The sequence below is a fragment of the Enterococcus sp. DIV2371 genome (assembly GCF_050498525.1).
Lineage (GTDB): Bacteria > Bacillota > Bacilli > Lactobacillales > Enterococcaceae > Enterococcus_B > Enterococcus_B mangumiae.
Genome location: NZ_JBIPAJ010000001.1, coordinates 1,909,675 through 1,930,224 on the forward strand (window position 1 = coordinate 1,909,675; position 20,550 = coordinate 1,930,224).

A 20,550-nucleotide genomic window follows, 5' to 3' on the forward strand; every position below is an offset into this window, starting at 1 on the left:
AAAAATTAATCTAAAATAGGAAAGAAGTTTTTTACGTTAGTACTTTTAACTTCTTCTAAGTATCCTCGAAATCTTAAACCATTAGAAGCAATACCTTCAATAGTTCGACCATCTGATTGAATTATTCCATTTTCCATCGCTTCTTGTCCCCATCGATATAATTTCTCGTCACTAATTTTAGCAGGATCATAAATTGTTTTAGGTTGCTTGATAGTTTTATAAGATACTGGTTCTAAGATATTTCCAGCAATATCTTTTCTGGGTATTTTATATTCTACTTCATAAACACCATCAATAAAAGAGTGTGGCTTTTTAGAAATAATGAGGGATTCAGGATTAAACCCTTGTTTTTTTAGTGCATTATTGAATTCATCCATATTATGTCCACCAACAACACCCTTTTTAGTATTGACAGTCTCTACATTTTTTAAATGATTCTTTGAGTTATTTCCAAATTTGAAATTATGACCACCATTCGTCTCCTCAATCTTACCACTCTCCACCTCCTTCACACCAGTGGTCGTCAATACTTTGTAAGACGCATAAGTAAAACCCAACACCATCATTGCTTGACCGAGTTCGGATTCGGTAATCCATGTGTAGCCGTCTTTGACATATTGCGAGGTAGAGACGAGACTGCCTACGAGTGGGTCTAGTTTTTCGCCAGTTTCGTAATTAATGCCCTGACGCCAAGCTGCATTGACTTTCTCTTGATAGGTATCATACGTCATGAATTGGATCAGTTCAGGATCTAGGTAATGACCTACTTTCGTGACATATTGATACAGCTCTGGGTTCATGATGCCGTGACCGGATTGCTTGTTCTCAATTTTCCAAAAGACACGTGGATTGCCCTCGCTATCGGAAATAATGAGGGCATAAACATTGTACTTTTCTAGTTCTTTGTTTTTGGTTGGATCGATTCCCTTTTTCTCGTTTTCTGCTTGTTGCCATTTGTCTTGGATCGTGGTTGTCCATGACAGATCTTTCGGCATGGAAAATGTCTTCGTTTGGCTATTCCAAGCAGTTTTTGTTTGGGCGAGGCCTTGATTGACTGCTTGTTCAAGAGAGTTTATCTCGGAAAAGAATTGTGTGGAGCTTTGATTGTAATCTAAAAGCTTTTGGAGTTTCTCTTCCAGCTTTTGTTTCAAGTCATGGTACATCGTGAGTAACAATGTATTTTGATTGAGTTGAAAGCCTTGATGTTCTTCTGGCATATAAGGTGAAAGAAGTAGTTGCCGTATTCCTTCTGCTTGAGTAATATATTGATTCATTTGGCGAATCTGTGCTTCTAATTCGGATTGTTTTAAGCTAATGAAATCAACTTGTTCTATGTATTCCTGCGGAAATCGTTTTGTTGCTTTTTCGACCGCTTCGGAGAGTAAGATCCCTCCTTGGACGAGTGGATAAAGCACTTGAGAAAAATAGGCTTTTGCTGCATCGTACGCTTTTCCCTTGAGATTAGGCGTTTGTAAAGTGAACTGGGTAATCGCTTGTTGGAGATTCTGGTAATCAGTGACTTGTTTTTGGCAAAAGTGACTAGTGCTACTGGCTTGTGTCAGGGAGTCGTTTAGATACATGTCGATACTCATAGGCTCTGTTCCTCCGACATGATTTTTCTTTTCTCAAAAGCAATTTCTTCGAGTTTATTGGTGATTTTTTGTTGCTGGATCATTTCGTGGTGTTGAGACTCATCAAAGCCATTCATCAATCGTCTACTTTGCTGTGAAAATTCTGTGGTGATTGTTTCGATAGATGTAGCGGTATTCGACTTCTGGTAGGACATCTGTAATTGGAATAAGAAGTGCCCAATTCCTTTTAGATGATCCTGATATTCCGAGCGACAGGCATCTAGTTGTTTTCCTTTTCTTTCGTGTCCTTCTCTTTTTGCGAGCAAAAATGTTTCTTCGATATGAAGATCGGTCATTCGTTTCATTAGCGTCTCTCCTTGAAAAGATCTCGACTTAACTGAGTGTCTAGTGTAGAAAAACCTTGGGCGATTGTCTGTAACTGATTGGCTGCACTTGAAATGGCTGTGGCAATTTGGTTGGCAGAGTTTTTAGCAGATGTTATGCTACTTTGAATGTCTTGATTGCCAATAAGCGTGGTTCGTGTGTCATTTTGAAGCGATGTTGATTGTTGTAAAGGTGTGGTTGCACTGTTGATTTTAGAAGTAGACTGCTGGGCTTGTTGAGAATTGCTGCTGAATGTGGTCATCAATTTCCTCCTTTATTCTATAGACTGGGCGTAACGCTTACATATTACATTATAACAATACATAACCTTTCAATGAATAAAAATTTAATTAGATAGGTCCTGTTACTTTATTTCTTATTTGATGACGGTCTTCTTCAATGTACAAAAAACACTGAAGGTAGAATCGCCTTCAGTGTCTCCCTATCCCAACCAATCCAACATTCTGGCTTTCTCTTATACGGATAGTTGTTTCTTTTGAATATGAAATAGTAAGTAAAGAAAGTACGGTGCGCCTAAGACAGCAATCAATATTCCCGTCGGTACTTCCCCATCAGGTAAAATGACTCGGGCAAGAATATCGGCAATATTGACAAAAAGCCCGCCGAACAACCCACTCAATAGGAACGCCCAATGATTTTCTTTACGTACGATGATTTTTGCAGCATGAGGTGCGAGTAAACCAACAAAGGATAAGCTACCCGCTACAGCTACACTGCCACACGCCAAACCGACAGCAAGTAAGAGCAATAATGACTGACTTCGTGACACATTCAGCCCTAAGCTTTGCGCTCGCTCTTGTCCAAATGATAAAAGACCGATTCTGCGACTATAGAAAAACGCCAAGGGAATCAAGATGATCGCCCAAGGTAAAAAGGCAGTAACATAAGGCCAACTTGCACCCCAGATCGAACCCGCTAACCAAGCGTTCACAAAGCCATAATTTTCTTTTGAGATCTTTATTGTACTTAAAAGCATTGCCGCAGAGAAACCCGCATTTACTGCGATACCTGAAAGAAGCAAGCGATTCATTGCTACTTGTCCTGAACGACGATACGCAACAAAATAAACTAAAAAAGCAGCAAACGTTCCACCTAGAAATGCCACGAAAAGTAACAAAAAAGGCGAAGCATGGCTTGTAAAAAAGCCGAGGTATAACATAACGAAAAAACCCGCGCCGGAGTTGATGCCTAAAATACTGGAGTCGGCTAAAGGATTTCTAGTTACTCCTTGTAAGAGGAAACCGGCTATTCCTAAACATGCCCCTGCCAGTAAGCTGATCATCAGTCTTGGCAAACGAAATTCTGTCAAAACCAACTGTTGGACTTGTGTGCCCTTGCCAAACATGACATCTAGTAATTGGTCGATATATAGAAAAGGGGTGCCGATCATTAAACTGATGATTGCAGTCAAAACCCATAAACAGAGTAATAATCCAATGCCCCAATATATTTTTTTCACACGCGTTCCCTCCTAACTTGTACCAATAAGAATGGCACACCAATCAAGGAGATCACTAAGCCGAACGGTGTTTCAAATGGTGGATTGATCATTCGTGCGACAAAGTCGGCTAACATGACTAAGACTCCTCCAGCGATAAACGAAGCTGGTAAGACATAGCGATAATCCGTACCGACAAAGCCACGAACAATTGGTGGTACCATCAAGCCAATAAAGGAAACGGGTCCAACTAAAGAAACAGCAAGCGCAGCTAAGATCGAGACAAAAATGAACACTAAGACACGTGTCCGCTGTGGGTGTCCGCCTAGTGCAATGGCATGTGATTCGCTTAAATGGATCAAGGAAATCGATTTGCCTGACAGAAAAGAGCCAATAACTGCCACTAAATAGATCGGCGAAAGAACGATCAACTGTTGCCAAGTAATATTAGCCGCTCCACCAACGAACCAAAATGTTAAATCTTGTTGTAAATTGAATAGCTGAGTCAACGCTTGGCTGATCGCAGTAAAAAAAGAACTGATCGCCACACCGGCTAAAATCATCTGCATGGTACTAAGCCCGATTTTTGAAAAACTGAAAAAGCCTAAGACGATCATCGTCACGATCAACGAACCAAGTAATGAAAGTAAAAAAATGGCAAATGGCGAAGCTTTTGGTAAAAAGGCAAAGCTAAATGCCATAGCTAGTGATGCGCCAGCATTTATCCCTAACAAGCCTGAATCCGCTAAATTATTTCTAGTGACACCTTGCATCAAAGCCCCACTGAGTGCGAAACAACTGCCGACGATGAATGCACCAACTACACGTGGCAAACGGATATTACGAATGATCTGCTGTGCTTGATCAGTCGCATCAAATTGAAAGAGCGCCTGCCAAACTTCATTGCCTTTAACTGTAGAGGCACCATTATACAAAGCAAAAAAGAAGACGATGATTGCCAATAGCAGAAGTAGCCATAGCGTCATTATTTTTTTCCCTTTTCTCATCATTTCTCCTCCTGTTTCTTGATTAGATCATACGTTAAGAAAACAGGTTTATTTGTCTCAGGTAACTGGACGATTTGTGCATCGATCTCAAAAATCTCTCTCATCCATTCTTTGGTAATGACTTCTTCTGGCGTCCCATCGACAACTAATCGTCCTTCTTTCATCGCGACTAAATAATCAGAAAAACGAGAGGCATGATTGATATCATGGATCGACATCAAGATCGTGGTTTTTTTCATTCGATTGATTTCTGTTAATAAATCTAATATTTCTAATTGATGTGCAGGGTCTAAAAAAGTGGTTGGTTCATCAAGTATCAAGATATCCGCTTCTTGAGCTAACGCCATGGCGATCCAAACTCGCTGCGCTTGGCCACCTGACAGGCTTGCTATATCTCGATCTTTCAATGCGATAAGATTTGTTGCTGTCAATGCCCACTCAATGGCTTGCAGATCTTGATCGTCCATGCCACTAAATAATTTTTGATAAGGATATCTACCATAAGAAACCACTTCTTCTACTGTCATCCCTAATGGATATTCACTCGTTTGAGCAAGTAAGGCAAGTTTTCGTGCTAATTCTTTTGAATGGTAGGTCGTCAATTCACGATCATTGACAAGTATTTTGCCATTTTTTACAGGAAGTATGCGGGTGAAGCTTTTTAATAAGGTAGACTTGCCACTACCATTTGGACCGATCAAACTGGTGATCTTCCCTTCCGGTATTGCGACAGATAAATTTTCAATTATCGTTTTATTGGGGTAACCGGTAGTGATTTCAATGGCATTTAATCTAGACATATACTTCCCCCTCTCATTGAAAATCATTCTCAATTATGACGGTACTTCACAAATTCGTCAAGCATAAATTTCATCGTTTACGCTAGTAAAAAGAGTTGACAGCGCCCTTATCTTGGGGAATAATAGCAATTGAGAAACGTTCTCAATTACATTTGGAGGAAAGACATGAGACTTAAAAATAAACTATTCACAATCTCTAGTGCATTACTGATGGTGGGATTGCTTAGTGCTTGCTCGCCAAGCTCATCAACAACGGAAGAAACAGCTTCTTCAACGACTACCGCTGATAATGGTACACATACGGTGACCGATACATTAGGCCACTCCGTTGAAGTGCCGAACCAACCGAAACGCATCATCGGCAGTTACTTAGAGGATTATCTGATTGCTTTAGGTGAAACGCCTGTCGCACAATGGACAGTCGGTAGCGGTTCGATCCAAGATTATTTACAAGAAGATCTGAAAGATATCCCAACGATTTCCTATGATTTACCTTACGAAAATGTGTTGAGTTTTGAACCTGATCTATTATTGATTTCTTCTTCTGCAACGGTTGAAGGTGGCAAATACGAGCAATATAGTAAAATCGCCCCAACCTACGTCGTTAAAAACGGGACAGATGTCACATGGGAAGAACAATTACAAGACATCGGTAAAGTGTTGAATAAAGAGGATAAAGCCAAAGAAATCATTCAAGACTACCAAGATTATGCGAAAGAAACAAGAGAAGCATTGAGTGACAAGATCAATGGCAAAACAGCCGCTGTCTTATGGGTCACAAATAACTCTGCTTTTATGGTCAGCGAGAACCGTTCAAGCGGACGTATCGTTTATGAAGATCTACAGTTTGGCGTTCCTTCTTTAGTGGAAGAAGTATCAAAAGAAGCAACTTCTGACTGGTCAGCTGTTTCATCAGAAAAATTAGCTGAATTAGACGCAGACTACATCATTTTAGTGAACAGCGATGAACAAGCGGCGATGTTTAACGAACCTACTTGGCAAAATCTGAAAGCAGTGAAAGCCGATCAAGTATTCGAGTTTGGTCCAACTTCTAGCTGGTTATACAATGGTCCGATCGCTAGTCGTCAAATGATCGATGACATCAAAGCAGAGCTAAAATAAAATCAGCTTTAAGTAAAATCATAAAAACAAACGACAATCACCAAATAAATGTATTTGTTGGTGATTGTCGTTTTTTGATGATCATTTTTTCTAGCAATTCCTAAGAACTTCGGTAATCCCGTAACCGATAGCCGACGCCGATCTCTGTGATCAAATATTCTGGGCTGATGGTATTTTTCTCGATTTTTTTACGGATATTTGACATGTTGACCCTTAACACTTGAGAATCGGTTCCATAAGGTCCCCAAACTTCTGACGTTAATACACGATAAGTGACGACTTTGCCGAGATGTTGGAATAAAACGAGTAAAATACGGTATTCATTTTTCGTCAGATGGATCGGTTCTCCGGCTTTTGTCAACAGTTGACTTTCTGTATCCAAACATAATTCTCCGTTCGTAATGATCGCAGGTAATTCTTCTTGTTTACGATGACGAAAAGCTGTTCTGATCCTAGCAAGTAATTCATTCATCCCAAAAGGTTTCGTCACATAATCATCCGCACCAAGATCGAGAGCTTTGACCTTTTCATGTTCGTTGTTACGCGCAGAAATCACGATCAATGGAGTAGCAAGTCGTTTACGGATGATTTTCAATAGCTCGATGCCATCGATATCAGGCAACCCTAAATCAAGCAAAATCAAATCAAAGGAAGTTTCTTGGAACACATTCAAAGCTTCCATGCCTGTTGCCGCTATCGTCACTTGATAGTGTTCTTTTGCTAACACGACTTCCATAAAATCGGTGATTGTTGGATCATCTTCAATCAATAGGACTTTCCTCATGCAGCGCCACCTCCTCACTCTTTTTCAGATAAATACGAACCACTGTTTTTCCTTCTGCTACGGTCATTTCTAGTTTACCACCATGAGCATGGACGATCGTTTTGACAATACTTAATCCAATCCCAAGGCCATTTTTAGAATCGATTGGTACTTCTTCTTCGTTCGATAGATTCATTTGGATTTTTTCATATTGCTTCAACGAGATCTCACCGTCATTTTTTACTTCACAAATGACGTTTTCGCCTTCTTGGTACACGCCGACTTCTACTTGTCCTTTGACTGAGCCATGGCGGAACGCATTTTCCACCAGATTGAACATCGCTTGTTCGATCAATATCGGATCAACTTCTACAAATAAAACAGTCGAAGGTAAATGGACGCGTAATGCTTTATCAGGGTACACCTTCGTAGCATGTTCATACACAGCTTCAATGATTTCTTCGATCGGTTCTGCCGATTTTTTTACTTGCATCGTGTCCATATTGATGCGAGTAATCGAAAGCAGATTTTCCACCATACGGATCAACCACTGAGACTCGGTCTGGATATCGGTCAAAAGCTTTTGCCGCGTCGTTTGTTTCAGCTCTTCATTTGTTTGCAAGAGTGTTTCCGCAATACCAGAGATTGCCGTCAATGGTGTACGCAAATCATGAGAGATCGCCCGCAATAAATTGCTACGGACTTTCTCACGCTCATTTTCTAACTCGATCTGTTCTTTTTCATTTTTAAGCTCAGTTTGCTCTAAAATAACCGCAAGTTGTGTTAATACTAAGCGCAGGTAGTTCAATTGGCTATCCTCGATCGGGAGCACCCGACTGCGACGAATGCCTAACACAGCTAACGTCTTCCCATTTGCAACGATCGGTAAGTAAAAACCTTTTGCCCCACTTAACGTATCAGTGCCATAGCCTGATTCTTTTTGGTTTTTAGCCGTCCAATAAGCCACAGCCGCTTCTTCTGGGTGATCTAATAAGAGCGGTGCTTCTTTCGGTGTATATTGACTTTGCTTCATGGCATGTTTATCAAAGAAAATCACTTCGCGATCTAACAGACGTCCTAAATAAGTCGCCGATAGTTCAACGATTTGTTGCTGGTCTTCTGCTAAAACAAACTGTTTGTTCAATTCATACAAAATTTCCATTTGCTGTTCTTTTTCTCTTGCATGGACCGCTTGCTTTTTCAAACGAACCATTAGATTACTGATCATCAATGCCACGATCAGCATAATGACCAAAGTGATCGGATAGCCTTGTTTATACACGGTCAAGGAATAAAGAGGTTCAACAAAAAACCAGTTAAAAGCCAAGACACTTAAAATGGAAGATAACGCACTCCAAAAGTAACCAGAGGTCAAACGAGCAACAAGTAAAATAAAGAAAATATAGACCAACATCAAGTTTTGTTCCCCAAAGTGAAGATATTGCATCCCTTCAGTTAAAATCGTTGCCACGAAGACACAGATCAATGAAATGGCAAAATCTTTCCCTCCCCCTTCCACTAGTTCTTTGGAATGGGCAAGGAGTGTGGACCGTTTTTCTTTATAAGGAATCAAGTGAAGTTCAGTTTCTGGCAATCGTTTGAGTAAACGTACATCTAACTCTTCTGAAAATAAACGCTCGTACCAAGGCTTTACCAAGTTTTTACCGATGATCAAATCGGTTGCTCCGACTAGTTTAGCATATTCGACGATCGTTTCAAAAGAATGATCCTCCTCGATCACCACGACTTCTGCCCCAAGTTTCTCCGCTAAGTCATTCGTTCCTTGTAAACGGTCATCAGAACGAATGTATAAGACGATCCATTCTGCACCTAGTCCTTGCGCTAATCGTGCGGTCCAGCGAATGCTTTTTTCAGCCATTTTGGGGAAAGCATCTTGAACGATCGTGATCAATTTACTTTGGACACCATTTGTCTTACCGATCACGCGATTGATATGATCCGAAGCCCGCTGGATCGCTAACCCTCTTAATTGTTCCAATTTTTTTGGAATAAAAAAATGTTGCAACGCCCGCTTCGCATTTTCATTGGCGTAGATTTTTCCTTGTGCCAAACGATCGATCAATTCATCCGGTTCAACATCGATGACTTTTAACGTTGCATGCTGGAAAAACGTATCGGGAACCGTTTCTTTTACTTCGATTCCTGTTACTTCTTCAACGATATCATTCAAGCTTTCAATATGTTGGACATTGATCGTCGTATGGACATTGATGCCTGCATTCAATAATTCTTCAATGTCTTGATATCGTTTGCGATTTCTTGACCCTGGAGCATTACTATGGGCAAGCTCATCAATCAACACGATTTCTGGCTGTCGCTTGATGATTGCATCGATATTTGGTTCACTCAAAGTCAACCCTTTATATGTCAGCTCTTTTAAAGGGATCTGTGGTAGCCCCTTTAACAACTCATTTGTATCTGGACGATCATGAGGCTCGATATAACCAACTACGATGTCTTTTCCTAGAACTCTCAGTTCCTGTGCTTCTGCAAGCATCGCATACGTCTTACCGACGCCCGCGGCGAAACCAAAATACACCCGCAGACGCCCTCGACCTTTTTCAGGCTTGTATAATCTCTCTGAAATATTCTGTCTTTCCATCTTTGTTTCTCCTAATCCCTCTGTCCTCTATAAACGATCTAATGACAGATTCAGTTCAAGCACATTGACAAATTTCCGATCCGAAAACCAATCTTTCTGTGCTTTTTCCTGTATTATAGCACGAATCTTAGTCACGTCTTGTCCACGCTCCTTGGCGATCCGTGAGGCTTGACTTTCTGCGGCAGCTACGCTGATATGTGGATCGAGACCACTTGCTGAGTTCGTGACCAGATCGATCGGGATCTCAATTGTTTGATTGTTTTGTTGAGCTAATCTTGTTTTTTCTTCCACTAATTTCTTTTGCTCGACTGACGTTGGTGAAAGTTGTGTTACTTCTTGGTTTCTTCCATTAAAATAAGCAGCTTGTTGAAACGGTTGGCCAATCAATGATGAGCCGACCACCTTTCCTGCAACGACTTCCTGACTGCCGTTGGCTTGATGGGGAAAGAAAAGTTGACCGATTCCAGTAACAGTCACGGTATAAAGCCCACCAAAAAGTAGAATGCTGATAAATAAAAAACTAAGCTGTGCTCTAAGTACCTTTTTCATAAGGGAGTTCCTTCTTTCTGTAAAATGATTCAGTGTTAGATCAAGAAAAAGCTTAAAGCGAGATCGATCAGTTTGATGAATACGAAGGGGGCAATCAAGCCACCTAATCCGTACACTAAAAGATTATGTCGCAAAATCTGACTTGCAGGTTTTTCGGTATACTTGACTCCTTTTAAAGCTAAAGGAATCAAAGCAACAATAATGACTGCATTATAGATAACAGCCGACAAAATCGCTGTAAGGGGGCTACCTAATGCCATGATATTCAACTGCGCCAATTCTGGATAGATGCCATAAAACAAGACTGGGATCACCGCAAAATATTTTGCTACATCATTTGCAATACTGAACGTCGTCAATGCCCCTCTGGTCATCAATAGTTGTTTCCCGATACGAACGACCTTCAATAGCTTTGTTGGACTGGAATCTAAATCGATCATATTCCCTGCTTCTTTTGCTGCTTGCGTTCCGGTATTCATCGCCACAGCAACATCTGCTTGTGCTAATGCCGGTGCATCGTTGGTTCCGTCACCAGTCATTGCGACAAGGTGACCTTTTTCTTGATAATCACGGATCAGATCCATTTTATTTTCAGGTGTGGCTTCAGCAAGAAAGTCATCGACGCCCGCCTCAGCTGCAATCGCCGCTGCTGTCAACGGATTATCCCCTGTGATCATGATTGTTTTGATGCCCATTTTGCGCATGTCAGCAAAGTTTTCTTGCACACCATTTTTAACAATATCTTTTAGATAAATGACACCCATCACTTGGTCATTTTTCACAACAACTAACGGTGTTCCTCCAGCTTGCGCAACTTTCGCAACGATTTGATCACATTCTTCTGGATATTGTCCGCCGCGTGCTTGGACGTATTTCTTCATTGTATCTGCGGCACCTTTACGAATTTGGTCGCCACAATAATCCATCCCACTCATGCGAGTTTGTGCGCTAAAATCAATGAATTTCACTTCTGATTTTTCAAAAACACGTTCTCGCAACGCAAATTTTTCTTTTGCTAAAATGACGATACTTCGCCCTTCCGCTGTCTCATCTGCCAAAGAAGAAAGTTGCGCCGCATCAGCTAATTGTTGCTCTGTGATACCTTTTACCGGTAAAAACTCACTGGCACGACGATTTCCTAAAGTAATCGTTCCTGTTTTATCTAAAAGCAACACATCCACATCTCCAGCAGCTTCGATTGCTCGACCACTCATGGCAATGACATTTTCTTTCGTTAAACGACTCATTCCTGCAATCCCGATCGACGAAATCAATGCACCGATCGTGGTAGGAGCGAGGCAGACAAACAAAGCAATGACAACAATTGTCGCAATCGATTCTCCTTTTCCTGAGAGCATCGTACTTAATTCAGTAAATGGCACTAAACTAACCGAAACAACTAAAAAGATGATCGTTAAAGTGATCAAAAAGATTTGTAAACCAATCTCGTTCGGTGTTTTTTTTCGTTGGGTACCTTCCACCATCGAAATCATTTGATCTAAAAAGGAATGCCCATTCTCTGACGTCACACGGATCACCAAGTAGTCAGAAACAACCGTTGTACCACCAGTGACCGCACTGCGATCGCCGCCTGATTCACGAATCACTGGCGCGGATTCCCCAGTGATGGCACTCTCATCCACTGAAGCAGCGCCTTCGATCACATCTCCATCAGCAGGAATCTGTTGTCCTGAGACTACGTAGATCAAATCACCTTTTTTTAAATCTGAAGATTTGATCTCAATAAATTCTTGATTTTCAATATCTTCTAAGCGGTGGATCTTATACGTGATCACTTCTTTTTTGGCTTGCTTCAAGCTGTTTGCCTGTGCTTTTCCTCGTCCTTCCGCTACTGCTTCAGCAAAATTGGCAAAAAGTAAGGTGATCCATAGTAAGCATGTGATCGTGACTGTAAACCATAAAGGGACAGCCGATTGTTCAAAACAAAGGATCGTAGCCATGATTGCTCCGATATAGACCATGAACATCACTGGATTCTTGATTTGTTGTCGTGGATCTAATTTGATGAATGCTTCTTTCATTGCCCATACATAAATAGTTTTCATTTGATTTTACTCCTTCTAACTTAAGGTAAAATGATCAGCGATCGGACCTAATGCCAATGCTGGTAAAAAGCTCAATGCGCCGACAACGAGAATAACGATCATCAACATGGAAATAAATGTGCCATTCGTTGTTGATAGCGTGCCATCATTGACCGCAATCGTTTTTTTCTTGCCCATGTTTTCCGCTAAGAACAAAATAGCGACTATTGGAATATAACGAGAGCACAACATCAAAACACTTCCCAAAAGATTGAGGAACGGTGTATCAGCTGTCAGTCCAGCAAATGCACTCCCATTATTGTTTGCTAAAGAAGTCACGTTATAAAGCAACTCACTAAATCCATGTGGCCCCTTATTCGTCAACCAAGTTAAGATCTCGGGATGAAGGGAAACTGCCATTGTGCCAAACAACGTCAATAAAACGGGAGTCAAAATTACTAAACTTGCCATTTTAATATCAAATGCCTCGATTTTTTTCCCTAAATATTCTGGTGTACGTCCAACAAGTAAACCGGCAATAAAAACAGTCAACAACAAGAATGCCAACATGCCATATAAACCACTACCAACTCCACCAAAGATGATCTCACCTAATTGCATCAAGAAAAGCGGAATACCACCACCCAAGGGCGTAAAACTATCCAACATCGCATTTACTGAACCATTAGATGCCGCTGTGGTGCTCACTGCCCACAAACTTGACCAACCCACGCCAAAACGTACTTCTTTTCCTTCCATGTTCAAGGAACCAAGGACATTTGCAAAGTTAGGCCCATGGAACTCACTAAATGCTACACCGACGAATGCTGTAAATAGAAAAGCGAGCGAAACAATCAAAATCGTCCGGCCTTGTTTCCACTCTTTGACCCAATAGCCAAAAGCAAAGATCAAAGCAGTTGGTATCAACAAAATGGCGATATTCTCAATGAAATTTGAAAAAATCGTCGGATTCTCAAACGGATGAGCGGAATTAGCGCCGAAAAAGCCACCGCCATTCGTACCTAGTTGCTTGATGGCTACTTGACTGGCTACAGGACCTAAATATAACCACAAGGATTCGCCAGATAAGCCGGTATAAGACATCCCATGACTAAACGTTTGGACCACGCCTTGAGAGATCAAAAGTACGGCAGTAATCAATGATAATGGTAGAAAAATGTAAAGCAAGCCACGGACTAGATCTTGCCAAAAATTACCAAGTTGGCTTGATTTCCTTTGGATGATGCCACGGATCAATGCGCAAAGTACCGCTAAACCTACAGCTGCTGATAAGAAATTTTGAACAGTTAAACCAAACATTTGCGTCGTATTCGAAAGTGTTACTTCTCCAGCGTAAGCTTGCCAGTTTGTATTTGTCACGAAACTTACCGCTGTATTCACCGCTAAATCAAACGGCAAATTCTCCACTCCATTGTTGCCAGGAAGCCACCCTTGAATCATCAAGAGCCCTGTCAAAAATAGCAACGAACAAATCCCTACACCCAACACATGAGCTAAATAGCGTTTGGCAGTCATTTTCTTTTGACTTTCAGAACCAATGATTTTATAGAAAAACCGTTCGAGCGGTTGAATGAAACGAACATATTTCGGTGTTTCGCCTGTCATGATCAACTTGATGTACCACCCAAGCGGTGCGGCTAAAACAAGTAATATAAAAAAGAAAAACAATCCTTGGAATACTGCACTCATCATTGCTCTTCCCCCTTAAATAAAAACCAGAATAGATAACCTAACAAAATAAAACTGATAAAACCTAAAAATAAGATCATGTTCTTCCTCTCCTTTGTTTTTATCATAGACAAAGGGCTATAAAGATAGTGTTAATGTTCTAGAAATTTCTTTATATTTTCTTTATACGATACAAAAACAGCGAAATCTCAAGGACAAACCTTTTCCTGATTTCGCTGTTTCTGTAAAAATCTGTACAAAAAAAGACGTTCCGATCATCTCATGAACATCTTTGTCTGTTTCTTCTTCTCATTTCATTTCTATCACAATAAGCAAATGTTACTTTCTGACCCATTTTTGGAAGCGATGCGCATAATGATTGTCTTGATCCATGATTCCCTCATGTTCTTCTGCTAGCACAAAATCGCTAAAATCGATCTCACCGATATACGTATCTCCTTCAAATTCGCCATCAATCAACGTTCGCCAAATAATCGCTGTTTGAGGTAAAAGCGCTTGAAAGATCCGACTCCCTCCAGAAACATAAATATCTTCTGTAACAGTCTCTTCAAAAGCCAACAATTCATCGATCGAATGCATCACTTCTGCATTTTCTTTGACCTCAAAATCTTCTTGGGTCGTCAACACGATGATATGTCGATAAGGAAGTGATAGATCACCCATTCCTTCATATGTTTTACGCCCCATTACTAATAGACGATCCATTGTATGTTCTCTAAAAAAACGCATGTCATTAGGTAATCGCCAAGGTAATAAGCCATCTTTACCGATCAAGCCATTCTTATCTTGTGCCCACATAGAAATAAACATTCTGAATCGCTCCTTTCCTCTACTACCTATTATACTAAAAATAAAAAAGCTTGGGTACAGACCCAAACTTTTTTAGACGAATTATTTTGTTTCGCGGTGCAAAGTAACTTTACGTTCGCGTGGGCAATATTTTTGCTTTTCCAAACGATCAGGATTGTTACGTTTGTTTTTGTTAGTTAGGTAGTTACGTTCTTTACAAGAAGTACACTCTAAAGTAATGTTTACGCGCATGATTTTCCCTCCCATTTATACTAGAATCCTCTAAGATGACTCTCAGACTTGATTATCTTACCATGATTTTTATCAGATTGCTAGCCTTTTTCACGATTTTGTTAAGTAGTTCTACTTGACGAGCATAAAACGAGTTTCCTCTAAAAACGAAACAGATGATTTTTCTTTTTTACAAGTTGAGATTACACTTGTTATAGTAGTGAAATTCATTCTTTTAGGAGGAATCAATTATGCCTTGGAATATGAAAGACTTTCCACCAGCGATGAAGAACTTAGAAGAGTTGACTAAAAAGAAAGCCATTGATATCGGCAATGCTTTGCTAGATGAGGGTTACCCGGATGATCGAGCAATCCCAATCGCTATCAGTCAAGCGAAAGAATGGTACGAAAGCGCAGATGAGCAAGAAAAAAAAGCTTTTTCAAAAGAGAAAAATCCCCAAAAAGAGGATAAGCATGACAGTAATCCACGAGCATCAAAATTATTAGATGCCAACGTCGAAGTCAAATTTGAAGAAGATCACTGGATCGTTCGCTCAAAAGGCGCTGAAAAAGCTAGCAACCATTTCGACAAGAAAGAAGAAGCCATCGAAAAAGGAAAAGAAGTCGCTCGGAATAAAGAAACTTCTTTGCTGATCTATAAAAAAGACGGTTCATTTGAACGAGAAGTACATTATTGATCGTCAATTTTCAAGTAAATTTGTTTGAACATGGCTCATTCATTTTTAACCGAAATCAGACAGTTATTGCGCAAAAAAAAAACGAAGAACCTATCCAAATCGGATCGGCACTCTTCGTTTTTTGCATTTTTAGAGATAAATTCTTAATCGTTTAAACTGTGACGTATTGGATCGATTCAGCTTGAGGAATCGTTTCATCTACAAAATAAACTTTATACCAAGTCAAGAAACTAAAGATCGTCCAAATCTTACGTTGTTCTTCACTTCGACCTTCATGATGGTCATTTAGTAATTTGATGATTTTATCTTGATCAAAGAACTCTTTCGCAAAATCAGCTTCAAATAATTCTTTGACTTGACGATACCCATGCTCTTCTTTCAACCAAGCTTTGATCGGTACAGGGAAGCCAAGTTTCACACGATTAGACCATTCCTCAGGCAAATGCTTATTCGCAGCTTGTCTAAAGACATCTTTCGTATTGTTTTGATTCAATAGATACTTGCTTGGGATCTGTTGAGCCAATTTCATCACTTCGATATCTAACAATGGTACCCGCACTTCTAGTGAGCTTGCCATTGAAAGTTTATCGGCTTTCAACAAGATATCTTTTGGCATCCACTGATGCAAGTCGACATATTGCATCTTGTTGATCTCATCTTCGATTCCTTCAGTTTTCGCATAATGCTCTGCCATGATTTCTTTGACTGTCGGCGCTTTTTGGAACGCTGGAGTCAACAAGCTAGCCGCTTCGTTTTCTTCAAAGATTCGTGCATGTCCGATGAAATATTCTTTTGCTGGTGCTAAAGATTCATATAAATGGATCCTACCATGGAAGTTACGCATTTTCCCGATTTTTCTTCCTAGATTATAGCGAGTTCCTTTAGGTAATTTTTTCAACCCTTGGGCAATCACTCGGATAAATTTAGAGTTTGTATGGAATCCATATGATTGATAGCCAGCAAATAATTCATCTGCTCCTTCACCGGATTGAACCACACGAACACTTTGCGCCGCAAGATTTGCTAAAAAGTACAGCGGTACACAAGACGGATTGGAATCAGGCTCATCCAAATGATATTGGATCAAAGGAAAAGCTTTAAAGGACATATCGCCGTCGATGACCGCCGCCGTATTATCTAAGTCAAGCATCTCTGTTAATTTACGCGCTTCAATCGCTTCATTATAAGTTTTATCATCAAACCCGATTGAGAATGAATGGTCAGGTTTCAAAACAGAAGTCACATAACTTGAATCGACTCCACTTGATAAAAATGAACCAACTTCGACATCACTGATCGTGTGTGCTTCAATCGATGCTTTGACTGTTTCATCGATTTGATCAATCCATTCTTGACGACTCTTCGTTCCTTTTTCTTCAAAATTCGCATCCCAATACTGTTGGATGTCCATTTGGCCATCTTTGTAAGTGAAATAGTGACCTTCTGGCAAACGATATACGCCTTTAAAGAATGTTTCCCCATTCAAAGGAGAATATTGGAACGTCATATAAGGTTTCAAGGCTGCCTGGTTTAGTTCTTTATTGAAATCTGGATGTGGTAAAAAGCTCTTGATTTCAGAACCAAACATAAATGTTCCATTCATTTCAGCATAATAATACGGTTTGATCCCAAAATGGTCTCTTGCACCGAATAATTCTTTTTTCTCATTGTCCCAAATCGCAAAAGCAAACATCCCACGCACTTTTTGCAATAACTCAGTTCCCCACTCTTCATAGCCATGCAATAACACTTCTGTATCTGCATGAGTTTGGAACACATGACCTGCATTGATCAATTCTTTTCTTAGCGGTTGATAGTTATAGATCTCTCCATTAAAAATAATGATCTTTGTTCGATCTTCATTGTAAATCGGCTGTGTGCCGCCTTCTAAATCAATAATACTTAAACGTCTAAAACCCAAAGCCACATCAGAATCAATGTACTCACCAGAACTATTTGGTCCACGATGAATGATGCGATCCATCATATCATTGATGATTGCTTTTTTATTATCTTTGTCATTAACAAATCCTACGATTCCGCACATTTATTTCACATCCTACTAAAATTACTATTCCATTATTATGTCTACATGAATCTTATCACAGGAAGGCATTCAGAATGAATGATTTCCACTCTTACAATTTCGTCACATGTGAACAAATCAAATGGAAAATCTCTGACTTTAAAAAAAGTAGACTCAACAATTAATTTAACACGTTTTAACCTAGGAAGCTACTGGATTCTCCTACTGTTAACAAATATTTCATGTTATTCATAAATAGGGAGATTTTTGCACACGGACACCCACAAAATAACAAGCGGTTACATTTGCATTTCTAGTCCATGATTCGATTGCTAAATAATAAATTATCTGCGTTTTTACTTACCTCACTCTTTTACATGGAAGTGTAAGAAAAAACTTATGATTGATAAAAGTGTTTTAGCCAAAAAGGTTTATGTTGCCCCTAACACCCCATCAAAAAAGGGCTTATCTACCATGCAGTTTATTTAAAAATAACTAATGAATACCATATTTTTTTGACTTTATCTATACCAAGAAGCAACTTTCTAGAAGCTTAAAAGTCCAAAGAATAACTATAACCTTATATCAAATCACTTGACGAAATGACCGTTTTCATAGATGCTCAATCTAAGAACTTATTTTTGAAGTTAGGACGGGAGACTATGAAAATCGGAAAAGTAATATTAGGAATATTGTTAGGGGTAACAACTATTATCGGGGCGTTCATGTTAGGGCTCATGCTATTTCCATTATTTGCACCAGAAAATAAAGCCGTTCCACCGCAAGAAATAACAAGGCAAGAAACCAACAGTCCACATACGGTAAGTACTAAAGATTCATTGACCACTACAGAAACAACAGGCAATGAAGAACAAGTTTTCTCAAATCAAACACCTAGAGAACAAAATCAATCGCATGATCTAGTATTAGAAAAAGCGTTAAGCACACCCGCCACCCCTTTAACAGCTTTTACTTCAGATCCTTACGGTTGGGATCTAAACCAAGCAAGCATCACAAACGGCACAGCTCAGTCAATCGGTTGGATCCAGGCAGAAGATGCAACTGGACGTATCGAGGTCGAATACCATTGTTTCGCTTGCGACACCAGCTGGGTAGGTAAAAATTACTCTTATGAATGGAACGGACAAACAACTACTACTAAGATCACGCCTTTCACAATCATCGGTACGCCATGTGAACACCAAAAAGCACTCAAAAATAATGGCTATATCAGTTGATTCTTGTAAAATCAAACTTTCATGTATAAACAGTTGCACAGATTACTCATTGATAAAAAGCGCAAAAGCCCAACCGACTGCTTTCATCGTTCTGACTTTTGCGCTTTGAATTGTTCGAATGAATACTTTTACTTATTCAGATAAACGACTACTTCTAGAATGTTCGCTTAGTCAAACCAATTAGTTGTATAACCATGAGAGTAAATCAACTAGTAATTAAAGCTTGTAAAAAACTTCAATCATTCTTTTTTAATTGCAAGAGTTTTTTTTAAACAACCTCTTCCATTATCATGAAAAAATAATACTCTTGATTGCCCATTCTTCCAGTATAATTTACTTATCAACGAGCAAAACGTTGAAATAAATCAGGATGGTAGATAGAGATGGCAATTTATTATTTTAACAAAAAAGCAGATAATCAAGGGAATCACAAAGTCCACGTGATCTCATGTACGCATTGTCCAGAAGATGCCCTTTTTATTGGCGTATTTACTACTTGCGAAGAAGCCTTACATAAAGCAAACCAAACCCACGCATCAAAAAATTTCAATGGGTGTCTTCATTGCTGCAAAGAATGTTATAACGGATAAACGATTAAGGGATAGCTTGGCTATCCTTTTTGTTTGGGGATGATTACGTAAAAATTTGAGTCTAGAACTCGCACAACACATTACTACTTCTCGTCAGAGTTCGAGAATAGGGTTTAAGAATGATTTTTAAGTGCGTTTCGCTTATTATCAGCTTTTTAAATAGATGAAATAAATCTTTTAATTACATATATTTATTGGGGGAACCAAAAGATATACTCTTTTTTATATTTTATTCACTATTTAAATCACTTATAGTGTTACCCTGTAGGACTCGAACCTAAGACCGGAAGTTTATGATCCGTCTTCTCTAACCATCTGAGCTAATAGTACGGTAAGCCCTCACAACTATTGCACACAAAAAGAAGGGTCATAGACTAGATAACAATCGCTTTCATTCTTTTTTTGCGATGGCATATTTATTATTACATAAATCACTAATAAAAAACTATTTTCCATACTTATTAATTTACCTCTTTAAACTTAATGATACCTTTGCTATGATTATTATGGTAAATAAAACAAAGGTTATAAAAACGAAAATATTCTCAAAAAACAAAGGAGTTGTGCACTTATTTTGAATTATTTTAAAAAAAATAAAGTACTGGTTCTCATTGTACTGGTTGCTTTTCTATTGATGTCACCACAAATATATTATCGATCAATCATTGTTGGTCCTGATTGGTGGTTCCATTGGAGCAGATTTTACGAAGCAGCAATGCAAATAAGTAATGGACATTTTAATTACTTCCAATCGATTTATGCTTATAATCAAACTGGAAGAATAATTAATGCTATGTATGGTGCCGATTTTGCCTATTTTCATGGGATACTATTGCTCATTGTAAAAAAATTGGTTTAAAGCTGAATTAATTTCAAGTTTTCTATGTATAGTAATATCGGGATTATCGATGTATAGTCTTTCAAGATATTGTAAACTAAATAGAA

General features: G+C 39.3%; 18 protein-coding genes. 4 read left to right on the forward strand and 14 right to left on the reverse strand.

Going from position 1 to position 20,550, the window contains the following annotated elements; genetic code table 11:
* Nucleotides 1-5: 5 nt before the first annotated feature.
* The 6 genes from IGL24_RS08915 to IGL24_RS08940 all read right to left on the reverse strand — a co-directional run bounded on the left by IGL24_RS08915 (nt 6) and on the right by IGL24_RS08940 (nt 5,221).
* Entirely contained in the window at nt 6-1,592 is a 1,587-nt protein-coding gene (locus IGL24_RS08915; RefSeq protein WP_207700399.1) for an EndoU domain-containing protein, read from the reverse strand.
* On the reverse strand, nt 1,589-1,936 hold the full coding sequence (locus IGL24_RS08920) for a DUF3958 family protein (RefSeq protein ID WP_207115236.1): 348 nt from the start codon (nt 1,934-1,936) through the stop codon (nt 1,589-1,591). The genes IGL24_RS08915 and IGL24_RS08920 overlap by 4 nt, the downstream gene beginning before the upstream one ends.
* Nucleotides 1,936-2,217: a TIGR04197 family type VII secretion effector gene (locus IGL24_RS08925; protein WP_207700398.1), complete on the reverse strand. Its 282-nt coding sequence runs from the start codon at nt 2,215-2,217 to the stop codon at nt 1,936-1,938. Before IGL24_RS08925 ends, IGL24_RS08920 begins: the two co-directional genes overlap by 1 nt.
* Nucleotides 2,218-2,430: 213 nt before the next feature.
* Nucleotides 2,431-3,435 (reverse strand): iron chelate uptake ABC transporter family permease subunit, encoded by a 1,005-nt coding sequence (locus IGL24_RS08930; protein WP_207700397.1) that lies wholly within the window; start codon nt 3,433-3,435, stop codon nt 2,431-2,433.
* Nucleotides 3,432-4,421, reverse strand: a complete 990-nt coding sequence (locus IGL24_RS08935) for a FecCD family ABC transporter permease (RefSeq protein ID WP_207700396.1) — start codon at nt 4,419-4,421, stop codon at nt 3,432-3,434. The genes IGL24_RS08930 and IGL24_RS08935 overlap by 4 nt, the downstream gene beginning before the upstream one ends.
* Entirely contained in the window at nt 4,421-5,221 is an 801-nt protein-coding gene (locus IGL24_RS08940; protein ID WP_207115240.1) for an ABC transporter ATP-binding protein, read from the reverse strand. The genes IGL24_RS08935 and IGL24_RS08940 overlap by 1 nt, the downstream gene beginning before the upstream one ends.
* Nucleotides 5,222-5,386: 165 nt before the next feature.
* On the opposite strand from IGL24_RS08940, the gene IGL24_RS08945 reads away from it, so the two are divergent.
* Complete coding sequence (locus tag IGL24_RS08945; protein ID WP_429968435.1) at nt 5,387-6,343, forward strand: iron-hydroxamate ABC transporter substrate-binding protein; 957 nt, start codon at nt 5,387-5,389, stop codon at nt 6,341-6,343.
* 100 nt (nt 6,344-6,443) lie between these two features.
* On the opposite strand, the gene IGL24_RS08950 is transcribed toward IGL24_RS08945, so the two are convergent.
* The 7 genes from IGL24_RS08950 to rpmG all read right to left on the reverse strand — a co-directional run bounded on the left by IGL24_RS08950 (nt 6,444) and on the right by rpmG (nt 15,089).
* Nucleotides 6,444-7,127, reverse strand: a complete 684-nt coding sequence (locus IGL24_RS08950) for a response regulator transcription factor (RefSeq protein WP_207700394.1) — start codon at nt 7,125-7,127, stop codon at nt 6,444-6,446.
* Nucleotides 7,105-9,729: a sensor histidine kinase gene (locus tag IGL24_RS08955; protein WP_206859043.1), complete on the reverse strand. Its 2,625-nt coding sequence runs from the start codon at nt 9,727-9,729 to the stop codon at nt 7,105-7,107. Before IGL24_RS08955 ends, IGL24_RS08950 begins: the two co-directional genes overlap by 23 nt.
* Nucleotides 9,730-9,756: 27 nt before the next feature.
* Nucleotides 9,757-10,278 carry a potassium-transporting ATPase subunit C gene (locus tag IGL24_RS08960; protein ID WP_207115244.1) on the reverse strand — a complete coding sequence of 174 codons (522 nt, stop codon included), beginning with the start codon at nt 10,276-10,278 and terminating at the stop codon, nt 9,757-9,759.
* A 35-nt stretch (nt 10,279-10,313) separates the two neighbouring features.
* On the reverse strand, nt 10,314-12,344 hold the full coding sequence (gene kdpB, locus IGL24_RS08965; RefSeq protein ID WP_207700393.1) for a potassium-transporting ATPase subunit KdpB: 2,031 nt from the start codon (nt 12,342-12,344) through the stop codon (nt 10,314-10,316).
* A 15-nt stretch (nt 12,345-12,359) separates the two neighbouring features.
* A complete protein-coding gene (gene kdpA / locus IGL24_RS08970; protein WP_207700392.1) occupies nt 12,360-14,036 on the reverse strand; it encodes a potassium-transporting ATPase subunit KdpA in 1,677 nt (558 codons plus the stop codon).
* Nucleotides 14,037-14,351: 315 nt separating this feature from the next.
* Nucleotides 14,352-14,843 (reverse strand): dihydrofolate reductase, encoded by a 492-nt coding sequence (locus IGL24_RS08975; RefSeq protein ID WP_207700391.1) that lies wholly within the window; start codon nt 14,841-14,843, stop codon nt 14,352-14,354.
* Between the two features lie 81 nt (nt 14,844-14,924).
* Nucleotides 14,925-15,089 (reverse strand): 50S ribosomal protein L33, encoded by a 165-nt coding sequence (gene rpmG, locus IGL24_RS08980; protein WP_373865805.1) that lies wholly within the window; start codon nt 15,087-15,089, stop codon nt 14,925-14,927.
* Nucleotides 15,090-15,304: 215 nt separating this feature from the next.
* Here rpmG and IGL24_RS08985 point away from each other — a divergent pair, with 215 nt between their 5' ends.
* A complete protein-coding gene (locus tag IGL24_RS08985) occupies nt 15,305-15,751 on the forward strand; it encodes a DUF2188 domain-containing protein (protein ID WP_207115247.1) in 447 nt (148 codons plus the stop codon).
* Nucleotides 15,752-15,902: 151 nt separating this feature from the next.
* Here the strand turns inward: IGL24_RS08985 and asnB are convergent, their stop codons facing one another.
* Complete coding sequence (gene asnB, locus IGL24_RS08990; protein ID WP_206859051.1) at nt 15,903-17,798, reverse strand: asparagine synthase (glutamine-hydrolyzing); 1,896 nt, start codon at nt 17,796-17,798, stop codon at nt 15,903-15,905.
* A gap of 641 nt (nt 17,799-18,439) precedes the next feature.
* Here asnB and IGL24_RS08995 point away from each other — a divergent pair.
* Both IGL24_RS08995 and IGL24_RS09000 read left to right on the forward strand, forming a co-directional pair.
* A complete protein-coding gene (locus IGL24_RS08995) occupies nt 18,440-19,015 on the forward strand; it encodes a hypothetical protein (protein WP_429968436.1) in 576 nt (191 codons plus the stop codon).
* Between the two features lie 1,164 nt (nt 19,016-20,179).
* On the forward strand, nt 20,180-20,464 hold the full coding sequence (locus IGL24_RS09000; protein WP_207700390.1) for a hypothetical protein: 285 nt from the start codon (nt 20,180-20,182) through the stop codon (nt 20,462-20,464).
* Nucleotides 20,465-20,550 lie beyond the last annotated feature (86 nt).

Excerpts from the sequence above, each read along its gene's own strand:
- IGL24_RS08955 (WP_206859043.1), bottom strand. The coding sequence starts at position 9,729 with ATGGAAAGACAGAATATTTCAGAGAGATTATACAAGCCTGAAAAAGGT.
- kdpA (WP_207700392.1), bottom strand. The coding sequence starts at position 14,036 with ATGATGAGTGCAGTATTCCAAGGATTGTTTTTCTTTTTTATATTACTT.
- asnB (WP_206859051.1), bottom strand. The coding sequence starts at position 17,798 with ATGTGCGGAATCGTAGGATTTGTTAATGACAAAGATAATAAAAAAGCA.
- IGL24_RS08915 (WP_207700399.1), bottom strand. The coding sequence starts at position 1,592 with ATGAGTATCGACATGTATCTAAACGACTCCCTGACACAAGCCAGTAGC.
- IGL24_RS08935 (WP_207700396.1), bottom strand. The coding sequence starts at position 4,421 with ATGAGAAAAGGGAAAAAAATAATGACGCTATGGCTACTTCTGCTATTG.
- kdpB (WP_207700393.1), bottom strand. The coding sequence starts at position 12,344 with ATGAAAACTATTTATGTATGGGCAATGAAAGAAGCATTCATCAAATTA.
- IGL24_RS08950 (WP_207700394.1), bottom strand. The coding sequence starts at position 7,127 with ATGAGGAAAGTCCTATTGATTGAAGATGATCCAACAATCACCGATTTT.
- IGL24_RS08995 (WP_429968436.1), top strand. The coding sequence starts at position 18,440 with ATGAAAATCGGAAAAGTAATATTAGGAATATTGTTAGGGGTAACAACT.
- IGL24_RS08985 (WP_207115247.1), top strand. The coding sequence starts at position 15,305 with ATGCCTTGGAATATGAAAGACTTTCCACCAGCGATGAAGAACTTAGAA.
- IGL24_RS08945 (WP_429968435.1), top strand. The coding sequence starts at position 5,387 with ATGAGACTTAAAAATAAACTATTCACAATCTCTAGTGCATTACTGATG.
- rpmG (WP_373865805.1), bottom strand. The coding sequence starts at position 15,089 with ATGGGAGGGAAAATCATGCGCGTAAACATTACTTTAGAGTGTACTTCT.
- IGL24_RS08920 (WP_207115236.1), bottom strand. The coding sequence starts at position 1,936 with ATGAAACGAATGACCGATCTTCATATCGAAGAAACATTTTTGCTCGCA.
- IGL24_RS08925 (WP_207700398.1), bottom strand. The coding sequence starts at position 2,217 with ATGACCACATTCAGCAGCAATTCTCAACAAGCCCAGCAGTCTACTTCT.
- IGL24_RS08940 (WP_207115240.1), bottom strand. The coding sequence starts at position 5,221 with ATGTCTAGATTAAATGCCATTGAAATCACTACCGGTTACCCCAATAAA.
- IGL24_RS08975 (WP_207700391.1), bottom strand. The coding sequence starts at position 14,843 with ATGTTTATTTCTATGTGGGCACAAGATAAGAATGGCTTGATCGGTAAA.
- IGL24_RS08960 (WP_207115244.1), bottom strand. The coding sequence starts at position 10,278 with ATGAAAAAGGTACTTAGAGCACAGCTTAGTTTTTTATTTATCAGCATT.